The following is a 17,257-nucleotide window of genomic DNA, read 5'->3' as shown; positions in this document are numbered from 1 at the left end:
CCATCCGGAAAATGACCTGGAAGACGATGAGGCGGAAATCCCGCCTACCTCAGCCTGTCTTTTCGTTTTCTGCGTGTAATGGGAGCAAGGTATGTCTGTTAATGAAATCCGCAATATCGTCTTTGTCGGCCAGAGTGGCGTAGGGAAAACGTCGCTTATTGAGAGGTTGCTGTTTGACGCTCAGGCAACAACTCACCTCGGGACAGTAAAAGGGGGGGATACCGTCACCGATTTTGATGATCAATCCATCCACTATCAACACAGTATCGAAGCCACTCCGGTTGCCTTGAGCTGGCAATCTCACCGGATGAACATTCTCGATACGCCGGGACTGCCTGAGTTGATTGGCAGAGCACTCAGTGTATTTCCGGCGGTAGAATCCTCAGTGTTGGTCATTGATGCTAACACGCCTTTGAATCAGGTCTCTGACAGACTCTATCAGTTTGCCCGCGATCAGCAGAAATGCCAGATGGTTGTCATCAACAAGATTGACCTCAATCCTTCTAAGTTAAGCGCATGCCTGACACAGATTCAGGCGCAGTTTGGTGCGGAGTGTTTGCCATTGAATCTGCCATCAGAAGATGCCAGCCAGGTGATTGATTGTTTCTTTACACCGGAGGAATCTGCTTCGACCTTGTTCAGCTCTGTCAGTGAAGCCCATGAACAGCTAATCGATCAAATCATCGAAGTGGATGAAGATCTGATGGCGTTGTATCTGGAACAGGGCTCGGAACTCAGCCCGGTTCAACTGCATGCGCCTTTTGAGGAGGCACTTCGTACCGGGCATGTTATTCCTGTTTGTTTTGTTTCTGCTGAAACCGGTGCTGGCTGTGACCTGCTGTTGCAGACACTGGCTGAAATCATGCCTATGCCGGAAGAAGGCAACCCGCCAATGCTTGAGAAGAAGGGTAAGCAGGCTCCCGTCAACAGTGAGCAACTGGATCATGCTGTCGGGCATGTGTTTAAGATCAGCGTGGATCCATATCTCGGTAAACTGGCTTACATCCGGTTGTTTCAGGGGGCAATAAACGCTGGTTCTCAGCTGTACATCGGAGAAAACAATAAAGCGTTTAAAGTCGGTCATCTCTACCAGCTTCAGGGCAAAAAGCGCAATGAAATCAGCGCTGCACGGTGTGGTGATATCTGCGTGCTGGCAAAGGTTGATGAGCTTCAGTTTGACTCGGTGATCCATGATTCACATGATGAAGATGGCATCACCATGCGTACGCTGGATTTTCCTGAACCTATGTATGGTTTGTCGATCAGTCCGATCAAGCGGGGCGATGAACAAAAGCTGTCTGAGATCCTGAATAAGATCGTGGCGGAAGATCCGTCTTTGCGGCTTGAACATCGGGCGCGGACAAATGAAACCGTACTCAGCGGACAGGGAGAGTTCCACCTCAAGATTGCGCTCGAAAAAATGTCATCACTCTATAAGCTCGATGTGGAAGCAACCGTGCCCAGCATTGAGTATTTTGAAACGATCACGCAGCCTGCAGAAGGCCATTACCGGCATAAAAAGCAGAGTGGCGGTGCGGGACAGTTTGGTGAAGTCCAGCTGCGGGTCAGGCCGCTTGAACGCGGTGAGGGATTTGTTTTTGTCAACAAGGTGGTTGGCGGAGCCATTCCGACGTCACTGATCCCTGCGGTTGAAAAAGGGATTCGGCAGGCGTTGGCTGAAGGCGCTATCTCTGGTAATCCGATTCGCGATATCGAAGTGACAGTGTATGACGGTAAGTATCACTCGGTGGATTCGAAAGAAATTGCTTTTGTGATTGCCGGTAAGAAAGCGTTTTTAGACGCGGTGCGTAACGCCAACCCGATTGTGCTGGAACCGATAGTCGAGATGGCTCTGACTGTTCCAACCGAAGCCGTTGGGGATATCACCGGGGATTTGGCGGCCAATCGTGGAATGATATTAGGCACCAATGCAGAAGACAGCCATTTCACTCATATTCAGGCCCGCATGCCGCAAAAAGAGTTGATTGAATATGCCCAGCGACTGAAAGCCATGACAGGTGGAGAGGGCAGTTTCAGTATGTCGATGAGCCATTATGAGCCTGCACCGGCTCAGGTTCAGATGGAAGTGTGTAAGGCGGCTACTGCCTCAGACTGCTGACAGGTGAAAGTGACTGGTACAAGCTAGCTGCCAGATTATGGGAACTCGGTGGTGTCGTCTGAATAACACGCCCAGAATACGATCACATGTACAGGCAGAAAAACTATCCCCCTGAGCTGCCGCTTCTGGCGGCTCTTGGGGACACTCCGCTAATTTCCGTCTATACCCTCAGGTAATTAATCAGTTAGTACTTCATTCCTTGTAGTAAATGACGTTACAATATCGGTACAAAATTATCATACAAATAACATAACAGGTTGCTATGTCGTCATCACGTCGTGCTGATTTAATCTTGGTCGCCACCACCATGCTCGCGGCATCGGGCTGGATTTTTTCCAAAGAGACTATTCAGGGCTTGCCACCATTTGGGTTTATCGGATTTCGCTTCGTGTTGGCTTCAATCTGTTTGCTGCCATTTTGTCTGCGTGCTTTTCGGCAGGTACATCGCTCCGATATTTTCAAGGCAATGGGGGTCGGGGTGTTATTGGGCATCTCCCTGATGTGCTGGGTTTATGCGATCTCTCACTCTCAGACGTTAGGTGAGGGAGCGTTTATCATGAGCTTGTCCATGCTGTTTGTGCCAATTGTCGCGTGGGGAGTCTTCAAGTTAAAGCCGTCGCGGAATTTCTGGTTTTCATTGCCCGTTGCGGTGGGGGGGTTATTGCTCCTGGCGCTTGGCGGCGGGCAGGCGTGGCAATTGTCTGTCAGTCAGCTTTGGTTTCTGATTGCAGCTTTGACGCTCGCAGTGCACTTTAACTTCAATAGCAAATATGCCAGCCGTATTCCAACTCTGCTGCTGACCTGCTTGCAGCTATTTGTGACGGGATGCATGGCACTGAGTGTTGCCATTTTCACTGAAACCTGGCCCGAAAGTGTACCAGGTTCAATCTGGGGATGGTTTGCACTGAGTACCTTAGTCGCAACCAGCCTGCGATATGTGATGCAAACGACAGGTCAGAAATATGCCAACCCAACCAATGCTGCCATCATCATGATTCTGGAACCGGTCTGGACGGTGATTCTCAGTGTGATTTGGTATGGAGAGCAAATGCCACCGCATAAGGTGATGGGCTGTATGATGATTCTCCTGTCTCTGCTCATGTTCCGGGGTGGCCATTTGATCTTCAGGCGTTTCAGAGCCCGGGCGTAACCCGTTGTTTTCGCGTTTTGTGATTCAGGAAAAACATCTGATACCACATTGATCTTATTGATAAAAAAGCGACACCCATTAATGGGTGTCGCTTTTTTAATATCTAATCCTTTCCATCGTGATTACACGGTAATAGCTGCGGTATGGCTGGTTTTAATGGAAGCCAGTATCGCGATGATGGCCTGTATCATGGGCAGGTTTTCCAGCTCTTTAGAGTAAATCAAATAGGACTTTGACAAGGTATCCAAGTCATTCAGATGAACCAGTGAAATATTGGGATGTGGCTGAAACTCATGTTGTCCCACATAGCTGATGCCGATGCCATAAATACTGGCTTCTCGAACGCCTTCCCGGCTATTGATCTCCAAAATGCATTTCGGACTGATACGTTCTGCCTGCAGCGCATCTTCAATGATTTTTCGGGTGGTCGAGCCAACTTCACGGTGTACCAGAGGCACATCTTCCAGTGCCGCTATGGGAATCGCACGACGGCGTGACAGTGGGTGGGAATTGGGAACCGCTAACACAACCGGTTGCTGGGTTATCTCAAGGGACACCAGGTCCGGATTCGGTTCGCGGTAGGCGAGCATGCCCATATCCAGTTCGCCGTTGAGCACACCGTTTTTGATATGTTCTGAGCCCCCGGTATGTATCGTGATATCGATGCCGGGGTAGTGGGTGTTAAACGCATCAACCAAAGGCATCACTGCGCCGGGACTGACCGCGCCCAGATGGAGCTTGCCTGAACGTAGTGCGCCGTTTGACTGGAGTAGCTGTTTGGCACGTTGCTCGAGTGAAAACATGATCAGTGTTTGCTGGTACAGCTGCTGACCGGTTTCCGTCAGTCGATTATTGTTTCTTTGTCGGTAAAACAATCTTACGTTGTACTGTGATTCCAGCTCCCGAATTTGAGCCGTAATTGTCGGTTGCGTAATGTTGAGTTCATCTGCGGCTTTTGAAAAGCTGCCAAATTTAGCAACCATATGAAAAGAACGTAACTGAGTATGTCGCACTGGCATCATCCAACCAAATAGAATCCTGGCAGCATAGATTTTTTCTATGACAATCCTATTTAATTAGTATTTTCACTCCATATTACTGTCATTTCGCACGCTTACCTTGTGTTCATTCAGAACAGAATCAGAAAGGTAATGCGATATGTGGCAGTTTCATAATCCGGTCAACGTCATCTTCGGCCAGGGGGCGATTACTGCTCTGACTGAGCAGATAAACGGACGTTCGTTTGCGTTGGTGACCTACAACCATCCTTATTTTGCATCACTGGCGGATGATATCAGGGAGTCGCATTCAGGTTGTCGAGTTGTACTCAATCAGGTGAGCGAAAATCCGGATATCTCAGATATGGCGACGATTTGTGCGGCGTTTTCCCCTTATGCGGCGGAAGTCGAGGTGCTGGTGGCATTGGGGGGCGGGTCGGTGATTGATGCAACTAAAGCACTGGCGGTGGCGAAAACTGAACCCAATCACATTAGGGCTGTGTTGACTCAGGGCGAAAAGATCATCGGCATGCCCCTGCCTGTCATCGCGGTGCCAACCACTACTGGCACAGGCAGTGAAGTGACATCTTGGGCCACAATCTGGGATACCTCCGCAGGTCGCAAGTATTCACTTGTTCACCCCCATTTATACCCGGAAGCCGCAATTTGCGACCCGCAACTGACGTACCAGCTTCCGGTTTCGCTGACTATCCAGACCGGGTTGGACGCGTTGTCTCATGCGCTGGAAAGTCTTTGGAATAAACACCGAAACCCTCTGTCGACTCAGTATGCCAAGCGGGCTATCCGTCTCATTCTGAAGGTGCTGCCGAAGCTTAAGTGTGAACCAACAGACTCGTTGTTACGAGAGCAGATGATGACGGCGTCACTACTGGCCGGGTTGGCGTTCTCTAACACCAAAACCTCCATTGCCCACAATATTTCCTATGCCATCACGATAGAGACCGGACTGGCTCATGGCATTGCCTGCTCATTCACTTTGCCGGCGATTGTACGGAGCTTTGCGAACGATGACAGTGATATTGCTGATTCGCTGCGCTCATTGTTTGGAACTGATCTGACTGATGCAGCCTGTGAGCTGGAAGGCTGGTTGGCAGCGTTGGGGGTAGCAACAGAACCACAATGCTACGGCTATAGCAAAGAGCGCTGGCAAATACTCGTCAATGATGCGCTAAGCGGCGAACGGGGAAAAAATTTCGCGGGCAATTCAACCACTTTACTTCAATCATTTTGAAACAGATGAGGAAATCCTAATGAACAATACATGGAAGAAACATGCAGCGGTATCTGGTTTACTGGCCGTTTTACTGGCAGGGGCTTTACCAGCCCAGTCAATGGATGATCTGAAAATGGCGCTGATTCCTTCTGAAGATTCACGAGCCATGCTCAAACAGAGCAAAGTGTTGATCGAGACACTGAGCAAAAAGTTGGGAGTGAACGTCGAAGGTTACGTGGCGACAGATTATAACGGCGTGATTGAGGCACTGCGTGCCGGGCATGTAGACATTGCTTATCTGGGGCCGTTTTCGTATGTGAAAGCCAGTGAAGTAGCTGATGTTGAAGCCTTTGTGGTTGCCGAAACCGCAAAAGCGGGCGATGTTGCCTATCACAGCCAGATTATTGCGCCGGCATCTGCGACGGAGATTCAGACGTTAGCTGATCTGAAAGGCAAAAATTTTGCTTTTGTTTCGCCGACCTCAACGTCTGGTTACCTGTTCCCCAGTGTTGCGCTCAAAAAAGCCAACATTGAGCCTCGTGAGTATTTCGCCAATGTTGTTTATACCGGTGCGCATGATGCCAATATCCTGGCTGTCAAAAATGGTCGGGTTGATGCTGCGACGGTTGCTGACCGAATTCTGAATGCCGCGGTGGAAAAAGGAATAATCGGCAAAAACGACTATAAGGTGATCTGGCGTTCTGAAGCGATTCCTGAATCGCCGATGGTTTGGCGTAAAGCGCTGCCAGAGCAAGACAAACAGAAGATTAAGCAGGCATTTCTTTCTATTGAGTCCGTACAGTTTGGTGACCAGGGTATTGTGAATCGCTATGTGGAAACCAACGATGCAGCCTATAACCCGGTACGCGAAGCGGCGAAATATAAGTAATCCAATGAACAGATAATACAGGGCATCTGTGGAAATCATTATGTTAGTTATTAAAGATCTACAAAAGTCTTATGGCGATAATCAAGTCCTGAAAGGGGTTGACTTAACCATTAACGAAGGTGAATTTGTTGTGATTCTCGGTCCTTCCGGTGCGGGTAAATCGACATTACTACGCTGTATTAACCGCCTGACAGAAGCGACCAACGGGGACATTTTTCTGAACGGTAAAAACATTGCCCATGTGCAGGGGAAGGAGCTGATTTACCTACGACGTAATGTGGGTATGATTTTCCAGCATCACAATTTGACCAAACGACTTTCTGTACTGAAGAATGTGCTGGTTGGCAGAATGTCAGAGCTACCTTTCTGGAGTTGTGCGCTGCAGCTGTTTCCTCAGTCTGATATCACCATTGCCCATGAATGTCTGGAGCAGGTTGGGTTGGCAGATAAAGTGAATCAACGTGCAGACAGCTTGAGTGGAGGTCAGCAGCAACGTGTGGGCATCGCCCGGGCACTGGCCCAGCAGCCACAACTGATGCTGGCTGATGAACCGGTAGCCAGTCTGGACCCTAAATCATCCCGTAAAGTTCTCAGCTACATCCGTAACAGCTGTAAACAACGCAAAATTGCCGTGCTGTGCAACCTCCACCAAATTGATTACGCCATGGAGTTCGCTGAACGTATTGTTGGTCTTTCTAATGGCAAGGTCATTTTCGATGGGCTGCCTGAGTCTCTGACCCCTGAGGTTGTCAGCCAAATATACTCGGGCCTGGAAGATGACAGCATCAGCCAATTAGTAACGCGTATGGCAAGTGAACGACGGGCAACCCGTTTAAGTGAAATGAGGGTGGCCTGAGATGACGTTATACCCGTTAAAGCTTGTGATGAATCCGCCAAAACAGGGCTGGTGGATTGTGTTTCCGATCATTCTGGCGAGTTACGGACTATTACATTGGTCTGCAGAGGGAGCACGCATGAGCGTGTCTGATTTAGTCGCTGGTTTGCCGTGGATCGCAGATTTCGTCTCACGGATGATGCCACCCAATTTGCCTTATATCGGTGAAAGTTTAATTGAACCTGCTATCCAGACATTGCAAATAGCCTTGTGGGGCACCGTTTTGTCTGTTGTTATTGCTATTCCTATCAGCTTTCTGGCTGCGAAAAATATCACCCCTCATACGGGTATTTACCATATCTGCCGGCAGATATTGAATGTACTCAGGGGAATTAATGAACTGATATTGGCGTTGATCTTTGTGGCTGCGGTCGGACTGGGGCCTTTCGCTGGTGTATTGGCTCTCGCTTTACACGGCGCGGGTATGGTTGGAAAGTTCTTTTCTGAAGCAATCGAAGAAATGGATCAAGGGCCAATGGAAGCCATGAAAGCGTCCGGCTGTACAACGTTGCAGACGATAATATTTGCTGTGCTTCCACAGGTTTTCCCTAATTGGATCAGCATTATACTGTACCGTCTGGAAGCCAATATCCGTATTTCTGCAGTATTGGGCATGATTGGTGCTGGTGGAATCGGTTTTGAGCTCATTACCTCAATGAAAATGTTCGAATACGGCGATACCGCATCTTGCGTGATAGTGATTCTATCGCTGGTTTTTCTGACAGATATTTTTTCGGCTAAATTGAGGCAGTTGATTCGGTAGGAAAGCTGAAATCACTTTCTGTCGTTTAGGCAGCCCCAATAAATACCGACAAACTTGGAATGTTTGAATCGTTAAAAGGCCACTGTAAGAGTGGCCTTAAATTATGTGAACACGAAAAGCAGCAAAGGCTCTTTTGCATCAGATACAGATAGGTTTGTCCAAATATGATTAATCACTGTAGTGCGAAAGCACAGTAGTGGCTATTCAATTGAATGATGGAAAAGGTCTGCAGCGTGTTATGAATTGAAGAATTTTCATCAAAGATGCAAAGCATTTCACCATTGCAAGAGTGCTTGCTTTGAACTATCAAATCGACGATCAGTTAAAGAGCCCCTCCCGCAAAGGTGAGAAAATATCCAGATCGGACTGATAGGGGGATTTCCCATCAATAGCCAGTTCCACCAACACTCGGCCAAAGAGCGGGGCGTATTTGAAAGCGCGCCCAGACTCCATGATGCACATGGAAGCGCCATGATAAAACGTCTCTGAGCATGGTTGCGTGGGAATACGGCCAATCACCAGCTTGCCGTCCGGGCTCATCGAATAAAGGCAGGTGCCCGCATCTTCCATTTGCTCTAGATGAATGGCTTGCGGGTTTAGCAGCGATGATAAATGTCCGGAGAGTTCCTTCATCAGTCTCTGACTCACCTTATGATGAATCTGTGCGGGATGATCGAAAACATCATAGGTGTAGTCCGCACTCATCTTGACGCGGTTTGCCATTGAAGGGTCAAAATTGAGCGGCGGAAAACCATAGAATGTACCATGGTCGTTTGCGTCCAGATTGCCGAACTCAAACCAGATCGGGATTTTGACGTCATGACTTTTTACTGGCCAGTAGGCATAGTTCATCTGCCAGATTTTCCAGTCCCGTGTTTGATGAAGTCCCAGCGGGTTCAAGACACTATCCGCCCATACACCAGGAGACAGGATCAGGTGACGTCCCCTTATGCAAAGTGCATCCTGCTCGGATTGTGCATAGATGGCATAGGTCTGGTTCTGATGGGGGACGCCGCTGGGTTCAAGGCCGGACACTGCATATTTCTCCAGCACAGATAGTCGGCCTGTTTTCATTGCGGCACTGAAAAAAGCGCTTGCAGCTGCCTGGACATTGATTGAGGCGCTTGAAGCCTGAACCAGACCAACGTAATCGCTCGGCAGGGCTTCGCGATTGAACACCGGAAACCGTTTGTGGATCGCGTCTGGTGAGTCCAGATACTCATAAGGCATGGCCATGCGATCCATGGTTTTCTTCACCTGACTGACGTTGCCTTCTGTGGTCAACGGTGCGTCTTTGTGTCCGAAGAAAATCAAATCATCCATGGCCAGCAGTGGTGTACCAGTGGCCATCTGAAGTTCCATCCAGAGTGCCAGAGATGTTTCAGCAAGGCGGGCTTCGGATGTGTTGTCCTGCATCAGCCTGAACATTCTTTCGTTTCCTTTGGAGCTGTTGACGTTGTTTCGGATGCCATACTGATCGACGACTAGAGTGCGAAGGCCTCTTGCCGTTGCATAATAGGCACTAGCAAGCCCGACAATCCCGCCGCCGATGATCACGACATCGTATTCGCTTCCTGGTTTGATTGATTGCATGTGTTTTCCTTTGATGAAATTGAGTTTGATGGGCAGAACAAGGACTTTGGACTGCCAATGCCTACAGGCTCAGCCAATAGCCAGACCGGTAGGGAGTTGGCAGAAACCGCTGGTGAAGTTCCCTAAAGGTTGCTTCCGGATCTAAATCTTCAAACTTTTCCGGGTGCAGCCATTTGGCTATTTGCTGCAACGCGATAAAGTTGTAAGGGTTGTCATAGAATGCGTGCCAGATGGCATATACTTGCTTCTTGCGTAAAGCTGGCAGTGTCTGGTACGCAGGCCGTTCCATCAAACGGGTGAGATGCTGGTGGGCAACGTTCAGGTCGGCCCCCGGTCCCAGCCGGATCCAATCGCCTGAAGGCGAATAAAGTGACCAGTTTGCCCCGGTGACCAGCACGACGTCGGGTTGTGAGTGAATCACTTGCTCCGGGTGCAGTGTTCCGAAGTTACCCCCAATGAAATCTGAACCAAGGTTCCGGCCACCAGCAGCCTGGATTAACGCGCCAAAATTTCCCGGCCCATAACTCATGCAGCAGTCCTGATAAAGGCCAGCCGAACGTTCAATCATGACGCTCGGGGAATAGTGCACGTCGGAAAGACGGGTAAGCACCCGGCTAATCTGTTCTTCACGAAATTGCAGGAATTGGCTAGCCCTTTCATTAGCGTCCAGCAGGGTGCCTATCGTCTGTATGCTCTTTTCCACACTGCTGAAAATGTGCGTGCGGAAGTCGACAAAAACCACCGCGATACCGATTTTGTTCAGATGCGCCAGTAATCCTGAAGACTGTACTGCCGCAAGTGAGCTCAAGTTCATTAAGACCAGATCCGGTTCCAGTCCGATCACTTTTTCTGCATTGAGCGAGTCTGTCGTGTTGGCCGGAAAGGTCGGAATCGCCGCCAGTTCGGGAAAGCGTGCAAGATAGCTTTGATATCCGTCGAGATCCGCCGCTTGGAAGTTTTCTCCCCAGCCGACGACTTTGCCAAAGGGATCCTCGGGCAGCAGCAAAGGCAGCGTGTATGCTAATGTCCCGTCGGCCAGAATCAATCGTGAAACCGGGCGGGTCACCGTGACTTGCCGCCCTGCCAGATCGGTGATTGTCACGGGTTCGCTGGCAATTGCCTTTCCTAAATACAGCGGTATGCACCAAACGAAAATAATCAGGCACCGCAGCAGGCGGAACTGGCGGGAAGAAATTCTGTTCATGGCTTTTCTCATGTTGCATGCGCCGGTAATGCCTGTTATTTCAGGCATTACCGGACACGGATGACGGTGAAGCATTACGCGGTCAGCAGCATATGGACATCGAATCCCAATACCTGTGAGCGCCCGATCAGCTCTCTGGTTCGGTTGCTGATCAGGGCGGCGACATACTCGTTGGCCTGATCCTGAGACATGTTCCGGTAACGATCCGGGTACATTTTTTCAATGCTGTCACACAGTACGGCGCCCGCATTACTCACGTAATCAGGGAGATAATTGATGCCTCTTTCAAGCAGGCGGTTCTGTGTTTCTGGGCTGGAGAAGGGCGAGTTGGAACTGCTGATGACCCAGCGGGCAGCCACTTTCTCCACGGTGGGAGCGTCGAGAATGCCGGACAGAGAAGCGATACAGAGAATATCTGACGGGAAGGCCCAGAACGCCTCTTTGTCCAGCATACGCACTTCGGCAGGAATTGCCGGTGTGGGACGGACATCAAAGCCGACAACATCGTATCCGTGTTTCAGGCACTGGCGGGCGATTTCACAGCCAACTTTGCCCATGCCGTGAATGGCAATCTGGGGGCGGGCACCTGTACCGGGCGTATGTTCAATGACGGTTTGCAGAGCACTCCATACGCCATACCCTGTGGCGATCGATGTGTTAATTTGCGGGCTTTCCAGCGCATCCAGAATCCAGGGAGAGGACAGCCGCAGGTACTGCATATGTGTGCTGCTGGTATTAATATCGCAGCCGGTGTACATCGAGCCGTTGTAACGATTCAGCAGTTGAGCGATAGCATCAAAAACATGCATTGCATTTTCAGGCTTCGCTTTGCTGTTCACCACAATTTTTCCGCCGCTGAACCCCGTCTGGTACAGGCCGTGTTTTCGATCCATTGCGTGTGCCAGCATGATGGCTTCTTCCTCCTGTGCTGCACGGGAGTCGTACGAGAGCCATCGAATACCGCCGTTGCCCGGTAAGGTATTTCTTCTTGGGGAGCAGGCAAGGGTAAAGGATGTGGTGTCATCCACGACAATGGTTTCTACTTCGTAGGTGCCATATGCCGGGTGATCGATTATTGCCATGATCAAATTTCCTTCGCTGTTTGTTGTTGGATAGCTTTGTCTGCACCGGCCGCGGTCAGGCAGGTGCTCAGGCCAAAGGGGGTGGGGTCATTCATCAAGTCGGCTACGCTGATTTTCACGCCAAGTGCCTGCTCTGCCAGAACGGCGAGCTGAATGACGGCGAGTGAGTCGCAGCCTTCATCCAGAAGCGAATTGTGGATGCCGGACGGCGTCATTCCGGTTGTCCGTTCCCAGATCCCGGTTACAGCCTCGTCAAGCGTTGCGTAATGGCTTGTGAATACAGGTGGTTCACGGTCATCTGCCTGTTCACTGTGTCCGCCAAACGCCGGCGTGCCGGGGCCGTGGTGCTGCCGTTCAAAGGGGTAGTGCGGTAACTGCACCCGAACGCCAGCTTGAGCCCATGAGGGATGCCAGTTCAGGTTTATCCCTGCCAGCCATAATGACTGCAGCGCGCTGTGCCAGATTTCAGTGTCACTTGAGCGGTCTTTGATACCGCCCAGAGTCCGGATGGTGGTGCCTTCTGGCCGGATTGCTTTGACCAGAGCCGAGAGCGTTGTCCCTGGCCCCACCTCGATAAAGAGGGTGTTGTGTCTGGCTGGCAGGGAGTTGACTGCTTCTAGGAAGCGGACCGGTTCCCTCGCGTGTCTGGACCAGTAACGGGGTGTCAGCTCGGTCAGGGCATCCAGTTTTGTGCCGTAGAGCGTTGAGTGGAAACGGATGCCAGAACTATGTGCCTTGGCCGCCGGAGCCACTGCTGTGAGAGGGGCAAGGATCGGCGTCATCATGGCTGAGTGGAATGCATGAGAAACGGATAACTCGCGGCAGCGTGTTTGCTGTCCGGACATTTCTGTCTGAACTCGCTGAATCGCCACTGAAGTACCAGAAAGCACGCAAGCGTCTGGCCCGTTGACGGCTGCCAGCGAAATCTCGTCGGACAGCCAGGGTGCGCAGTTGTCCTCACTCATATTCACCGCCAGCATCGCGCCGCTATCCAGAGCTGACATCAGGTCGCCTCGCTGTGCAGCGAATACCAGTGCCTGTTTGCTGGTGAGAGAACCCGAAATACAGGCTGCGGCGATTTCTCCGAGACTGTGGCCGATGACTGCATCCGGCATGATCCCGTGTTGCATCAGGAAGCGTGCCATCGCAATCTCAACGGCAGTCAGGGCTGGCTGGGCCATTGAGGTGTCTGTGATCCCTGCAGCAGTCCCTTTGCCATCCAGCAGGAAACTCAGGTCAATCTCAGTCGCATCTTTGAGCTCGTGAATCAAGACCTGAAGAATCGTTGCGAAAGCAGGGGTAGAGCGAGCCAGCGCTGCGCCCATTCCAACGAACTGACTGCCTTGACCGGGAAACAGGAAGACGACCTGGGGGCGGCGTTTTCCAGCGTCTGTGATCTGCCCCGTAATCTGCGGGCGCCTGCTGTCGTCCAGTGCCATTATGGCTCGGTAGCGCAAGGGTTTTCGCGTGGACTGGGCGCTCCATGCCAGCGCTCGCGGTGATATTTTAGTTAGGTTTTGCTGGTAAAATCGAATCAGCCGATGACAGGCGCTCATGCTCTGTGCCGAAATCGGAATAGCAGCAGGATAAGTTCCGGACGGTGCCAGTTCACGAGCCTCAATCATATCAGGGCGAGCCAAAATAATATGGGCATTGGTACCACCGATCCCAAAAGCGCTCACACCGATGGCGGATCGGGGATCCGTTGCCGGCCAGACTTCGGCAGTCAGCGGGAAGTAGAGCGGACTGGACTCTGTATCAATGGAGGGATTCACCGCTGTCATATGAAGCTGCGGCGCAATCCACCCATGCTGAATCTGCAGCACGGCTTTGATGAGTCCAGCCATACCCGCCGAGGTTTCCAGATGTCCGAGATTGGCCTTCACCGCACCAAGCGCGCAGCAGTCTGGGGAAAGGCCCGCGCTGGACGTTATTGCGTCCAGCACCCCGAATTCAATTGGATCCCCGGCGGCCGTACCCGTGCCATGGGCTTCGAATGCCCGAAGGTCTGCTGCGGTAAGTGCGGCATCCGCCAGCGCCCGGTTCACCAGCCGACGCTGACCATCAGCGCTGGTTGTGGTGAATCCGACTTTGCGGGCACCATCGTTGTTCACCGCGCATCCTTTAATGATGGCAAGGATATGATCGCCATCTCTGGCCGCATCTATTGCAGGCTTGAGAACGACCAGGGCTGCGCCGCTGCCAAAAATTGTCCCGCTGGCCCCTGCGGTAAACGGCATACAATGACCGTTGTGCGAGTAAATCATACCTTCTTGCGCTTGGTAGGGCGCATATTGGGGATAGCGAATGGTGCAGCCGCCAGCCAGTGCCTGCCGGCAGCGACCGGCGCGGAGCGCTTCGACAGCCTCCGCAACGGCAACCAGAGAGGTGGCGCACGCGGCCTGGATTCCCATAACCGGTCCTTCAAGGCCGAGATGCCAGGCTGTGCGGGAAACCAGATAATCCTTGTCGTTGGCTATCTGTAAATCGAACGCTGAAGGACGATACTTGTCTATCAGCTCGGATGTCATCAGGTACGGCAGGTATGCAGAGCTGCTGCAGCCGCCGAACAGTCCGGTATCTGCAAGCTGGCCGGGCTGAATACCTGCTGATTCCAGCGCGTGCCAGGCACATTCCAGAAAGATGCGATGTTGCGGATCCATCAGAGCGGCATCTCGCGGGGAGATGCCAAAGAAAGCCGCGTCGAAGGCGAGAACATTGTCGCTCAGGGGAGCCGCGAAGGAGACGGATTGCTGATCGTCCGATCCCGGATCGAACTCGACAATCGACTCAACCCCATTTAGCAGATTATGCCAGTATTCATCTGGATCATCAGCGCCCGGAAAACGGCAGGACATTCCGATGATCGCAATATCATGATGAGTGAACGGATGGTTCATATGACCTTTGCCTTAATCGGTTATGTAGCCATTGCGGATTGCAGCCTGCAGTGATTCGTCAGTACGCTCGAGTGGGAGCAGCAGGATAAAAGCGCGGTAACGTTTGCGTGGCGTTTCCTGAAAAAGTTGCCTGACCCCAAACATGCCGGTCACATCACCAGAGACACCGGTCGCCGGGAGCGACTGCCACTGTTTTTGCCAAATTGCGCTGGAGTTCCACAGTCCTGCGACTTCGATCCGTCCCAGAGCGGTTTCGGCGGTCTCTCTGTAGTACGAGATGATGTCTTCTCCAAACTGGGCGATTTTCCAACCTTCACCGCTGATTGTGCCGATTTCCTGTCCCGAATCGTCGAGCCAACGATCTGTGTGCGAATTGACATCACCGACACTCGGCTGGTCGTCTTTCTCTGCCTGGTATTTGATTTCGCTCAGCTCAAGCAGATTCAGCATCACGAAGTGGTCATGACCAATAATCTTTGTTACGACATCGCGAGCCTGCTGCTCACTTCCGGTGGCAGACAGCTCTTCTCTGGCGAGGTTAGCCAGCTTGACCAGCGAGGACATCATTTCATTGTTAGCAATTTTCATATGAAGCATCTCCGTGCGTGTGTTGTTCTTTTTCCAGAATGTTTTTGCCGCGCTCCCGGTCCGCATCGCTCCCTGCATCGGCGAATACAGTGACGACATTGGCATTTTGATCAAGGTGCTCGGCAGCCCGTTGTGCTGCGACCCAGTTGGCTGCAGCAGAACCGCCAATCTCAATGCCTGTTTTTTCGAAAAACTGGTACACGGCTTTCAGCGACGTTTCATGGGAGACGTGCTGGAAAGTGACTGGTGCAGGAATCAAAGACACGAACGGTTGCTCGAAGCCGTAACCCAGGCCGCCAGCACCGGCGAATCGTGGGTCGCCATTGGGGGGATCCATCGTGCCGAAAGGCATCTCGCTCGGCGTACAGCCTATGACCTTGAGATTGGGATTCTGCTCGGAAAGCGCTTTGTAGACGCCTGCGATTGTGCCTCCCGTTCCTACGGCTGCAACCCAGACATCCGCCGTCTTGCCTTTCAGCTGCCGGCAGATCTCGGCACCGGTATGATGCTGGTGAACGGCGGTATTGACTAAGTTCAGGTGCTGGGACAACAGCATCCAGTCTGGGTTCTCCCGGGCAATCTGCTGGCTTTTCGCAATGATCCCTAGCAGAAAGTATCTCCGGTCAACTTTGGTAACCGTGGCATGGCTCTCGGCCAAAGATCGAAGCAGGGCTTCGGGGGCAGTATCCGGAATGACGACATGAACCGGCACATCACAAAGATGTCCCAGATGGGCAAGTGCTCTGGCCATGTTGCCCCCTGACGAATCGATTAATTTCAGGGGGCCTTTTTCGAAGTCGTGACGGTTTACTGCGTCACAAAACAGGCCGAAGGCCACCCGATCTTTGATTGAGCCGGACGGGTTGCCTGACTCCAGCTTGGCAAATATACGGGCTCCATGTTTCGGACTAGGGACTTCAATCAGTGGGGTGTTGCCCAAGGCTTCGCTGTAGCTGATCAATTGGGGAAACATCTGAATCGCTTTGTCTGGAGATGGCGCATGTGTTTGCGAGTTAAACAGTGAAAAGTCCATGTAAAAACTCCTATGGCGAATGAATGTCAAAAGTTGCAGGAATGTGGTTTGAGCGATAAGGCTGGATACGGCTGCAATATGGCGTCGATCACCGAATCCAATCCATCGGACAGGTAAAAATGCCCGCCCGGGAAAAGCATTGGTTCAGCGCTTTGCGGCAGGAAACCGGACCACGAGTTGAGTTTCTGTCTGTCCACGAGGGGATCATTTTGGCCGCCAAAGACCCTTGTCGGGGGCAGATTGCCGACTGGCAGGGCAGACAGTTGCTGCAGCAGTCTGAGATCGCTGAGGATCTGCTCGCCCAGATACTGGTGAGCGGTCTCATCCAGCGTGCTGATCCCATCAACCTCACCTAGAGACAAGGCTTGCTCCTTGAGAGATTCGATCTCTTGCTCCGATTTCAGCATCTGAGACAGTGTTGGCGGGGGACATTGCGAGGAGACAATGAGCTGCCCGATTTGAAATCTGGATCCGGCCAGTGCTTTGGCAAGATGCAGAGCAAGGATCGCCCCCATGCTGTGGCCAAACAGGGTAACAGGCGAGATACCCAGCAGGCGGTTCAGGCTTCGCTCACAATGTCGGATTGCTGTTTCCGGATCGCGCCATTTCTCTTGGTCTGCGTCCTGCAGCGAGTGCGGATACTGCATGATGATCAAATCCACCTCGGGTGGCAGCGCACTGCGCCATGCCCGGTAAAATCTGAGATCGCCGCCGGCATGGGGAAAGATCACCAGCTGGTGGCTGACGGGGGCGGACGAAGCCAGGCTGAGCCGGACAGCGGCCGGGGTATAGGTTTCAATGAGCTTCAT

At 51.8% G+C, this 17,257-nt stretch carries 14 protein-coding genes; 6 read left to right on the top strand and 8 right to left on the bottom strand.

Annotation, left to right across the window (positions count from 1 at the left end; all coding sequences use genetic code 11):
* Window positions 1-91: 91 nt before the first annotated feature.
* Together fusA and PGW97_RS21080 are read left to right on the top strand one after the other, a co-directional pair.
* Window positions 92-2,119: an elongation factor G gene (fusA, locus tag PGW97_RS21085; RefSeq protein WP_273859729.1), complete on the top strand. Its 2,028-nt coding sequence runs from the start codon at window positions 92-94 to the stop codon at window positions 2,117-2,119.
* A gap of 262 nt (window positions 2,120-2,381) precedes the next feature.
* Window positions 2,382-3,269, top strand: coding sequence for a DMT family transporter (locus tag PGW97_RS21080; protein ID WP_047885922.1), 888 nt, complete (start codon window positions 2,382-2,384; stop codon window positions 3,267-3,269).
* Between the two features lie 122 nt (window positions 3,270-3,391).
* Here the strand turns inward: PGW97_RS21080 and PGW97_RS21075 are convergent, their stop codons facing one another.
* Window positions 3,392-4,252, bottom strand: a complete 861-nt coding sequence (locus PGW97_RS21075; RefSeq protein WP_273859728.1) for a LysR substrate-binding domain-containing protein — start codon at window positions 4,250-4,252, stop codon at window positions 3,392-3,394.
* A 175-nt stretch (window positions 4,253-4,427) separates the two neighbouring features.
* Here PGW97_RS21075 and PGW97_RS21070 point away from each other — a divergent pair, with 175 nt between their 5' ends.
* From PGW97_RS21070 to phnE, 4 genes are read left to right on the top strand one after another with little or no spacing between them, the layout of a single operon-like run.
* On the top strand, window positions 4,428-5,519 hold the full coding sequence (locus PGW97_RS21070) for a phosphonoacetaldehyde reductase (protein ID WP_273859727.1): 1,092 nt from the start codon (window positions 4,428-4,430) through the stop codon (window positions 5,517-5,519).
* 19 nt (window positions 5,520-5,538) lie between these two features.
* Window positions 5,539-6,390, top strand: a complete 852-nt coding sequence (phnD, locus tag PGW97_RS21065) for a phosphonate ABC transporter substrate-binding protein (RefSeq protein WP_273859726.1) — start codon at window positions 5,539-5,541, stop codon at window positions 6,388-6,390.
* Window positions 6,391-6,430: 40 nt separating this feature from the next.
* Window positions 6,431-7,246, top strand: a complete 816-nt coding sequence (gene phnC / locus PGW97_RS21060; protein WP_047885920.1) for a phosphonate ABC transporter ATP-binding protein — start codon at window positions 6,431-6,433, stop codon at window positions 7,244-7,246.
* Between the two features lies 1 nt (window position 7,247).
* On the top strand, window positions 7,248-8,048 hold the full coding sequence (gene phnE, locus PGW97_RS21055; protein WP_273859725.1) for a phosphonate ABC transporter, permease protein PhnE: 801 nt from the start codon (window positions 7,248-7,250) through the stop codon (window positions 8,046-8,048).
* Window positions 8,049-8,366: 318 nt separating this feature from the next.
* Here the strand turns inward: phnE and PGW97_RS21050 are convergent, their stop codons facing one another.
* The 7 genes from PGW97_RS21050 to PGW97_RS21020 form a co-directional block, all read right to left on the bottom strand.
* Entirely contained in the window at window positions 8,367-9,641 is a 1,275-nt protein-coding gene (locus PGW97_RS21050) for an FAD-dependent oxidoreductase (RefSeq protein ID WP_084712604.1), read from the bottom strand.
* A 61-nt stretch (window positions 9,642-9,702) separates the two neighbouring features.
* Window positions 9,703-10,845: an ABC transporter substrate-binding protein gene (locus PGW97_RS21045; protein ID WP_273859724.1), complete on the bottom strand. Its 1,143-nt coding sequence runs from the start codon at window positions 10,843-10,845 to the stop codon at window positions 9,703-9,705.
* Window positions 10,846-10,919: 74 nt separating this feature from the next.
* Window positions 10,920-11,927 carry a hypothetical protein gene (locus PGW97_RS21040; protein WP_273859723.1) on the bottom strand — a complete coding sequence of 336 codons (1,008 nt, stop codon included), beginning with the start codon at window positions 11,925-11,927 and terminating at the stop codon, window positions 10,920-10,922.
* Between the two features lie 2 nt (window positions 11,928-11,929).
* A complete protein-coding gene (locus tag PGW97_RS21035; protein ID WP_273859722.1) occupies window positions 11,930-14,827 on the bottom strand; it encodes a type I polyketide synthase in 2,898 nt (965 codons plus the stop codon).
* A gap of 12 nt (window positions 14,828-14,839) precedes the next feature.
* Complete coding sequence (locus tag PGW97_RS21030; RefSeq protein WP_273859721.1) at window positions 14,840-15,415, bottom strand: allene oxide cyclase barrel-like domain-containing protein; 576 nt, start codon at window positions 15,413-15,415, stop codon at window positions 14,840-14,842.
* Window positions 15,402-16,448, bottom strand: a complete 1,047-nt coding sequence (locus tag PGW97_RS21025; protein ID WP_273859720.1) for a pyridoxal-phosphate dependent enzyme — start codon at window positions 16,446-16,448, stop codon at window positions 15,402-15,404. The genes PGW97_RS21030 and PGW97_RS21025 overlap by 14 nt, the downstream gene beginning before the upstream one ends.
* Before the next feature lie 26 nt (window positions 16,449-16,474).
* On the bottom strand, window positions 16,475-17,257 hold the full coding sequence (locus PGW97_RS21020; RefSeq protein ID WP_273859719.1) for a thioesterase II family protein: 783 nt from the start codon (window positions 17,255-17,257) through the stop codon (window positions 16,475-16,477).

Source organism: Photobacterium sp. GSS17 (genome assembly GCF_028621875.1).
Taxonomy (GTDB): domain Bacteria; phylum Pseudomonadota; class Gammaproteobacteria; order Enterobacterales; family Vibrionaceae; genus Photobacterium; species Photobacterium ganghwense.
Note: the sequence above shows the minus strand (reverse complement) of the source record. Positions and strands in the feature narration are given on the sequence as shown.

Bases quoted from the DNA above. Each gene is read 5' to 3' on its own strand.
- fusA (WP_273859729.1), top strand. From the start codon at position 92: ATGTCTGTTAATGAAATCCGCAATATCGTCTTTGTCGGCCAGAGTGGC.
- PGW97_RS21080 (WP_047885922.1), top strand. From the start codon at position 2,382: ATGTCGTCATCACGTCGTGCTGATTTAATCTTGGTCGCCACCACCATG.
- PGW97_RS21075 (WP_273859728.1), bottom strand. From the start codon at position 4,252: ATGGTTGCTAAATTTGGCAGCTTTTCAAAAGCCGCAGATGAACTCAAC.
- PGW97_RS21070 (WP_273859727.1), top strand. From the start codon at position 4,428: ATGTGGCAGTTTCATAATCCGGTCAACGTCATCTTCGGCCAGGGGGCG.
- phnD (WP_273859726.1), top strand. From the start codon at position 5,539: ATGAACAATACATGGAAGAAACATGCAGCGGTATCTGGTTTACTGGCC.
- phnC (WP_047885920.1), top strand. From the start codon at position 6,431: ATGTTAGTTATTAAAGATCTACAAAAGTCTTATGGCGATAATCAAGTC.
- phnE (WP_273859725.1), top strand. From the start codon at position 7,248: ATGACGTTATACCCGTTAAAGCTTGTGATGAATCCGCCAAAACAGGGC.
- PGW97_RS21050 (WP_084712604.1), bottom strand. From the start codon at position 9,641: ATGCAATCAATCAAACCAGGAAGCGAATACGATGTCGTGATCATCGGC.
- PGW97_RS21045 (WP_273859724.1), bottom strand. From the start codon at position 10,845: ATGAACAGAATTTCTTCCCGCCAGTTCCGCCTGCTGCGGTGCCTGATT.
- PGW97_RS21040 (WP_273859723.1), bottom strand. From the start codon at position 11,927: ATGGCAATAATCGATCACCCGGCATATGGCACCTACGAAGTAGAAACC.
- PGW97_RS21035 (WP_273859722.1), bottom strand. From the start codon at position 14,827: ATGAACCATCCGTTCACTCATCATGATATTGCGATCATCGGAATGTCC.
- PGW97_RS21030 (WP_273859721.1), bottom strand. From the start codon at position 15,415: ATGAAAATTGCTAACAATGAAATGATGTCCTCGCTGGTCAAGCTGGCT.
- PGW97_RS21025 (WP_273859720.1), bottom strand. From the start codon at position 16,448: ATGGACTTTTCACTGTTTAACTCGCAAACACATGCGCCATCTCCAGAC.
- PGW97_RS21020 (WP_273859719.1), bottom strand. From the start codon at position 17,257: ATGAAGCTCATTGAAACCTATACCCCGGCCGCTGTCCGGCTCAGCCTG.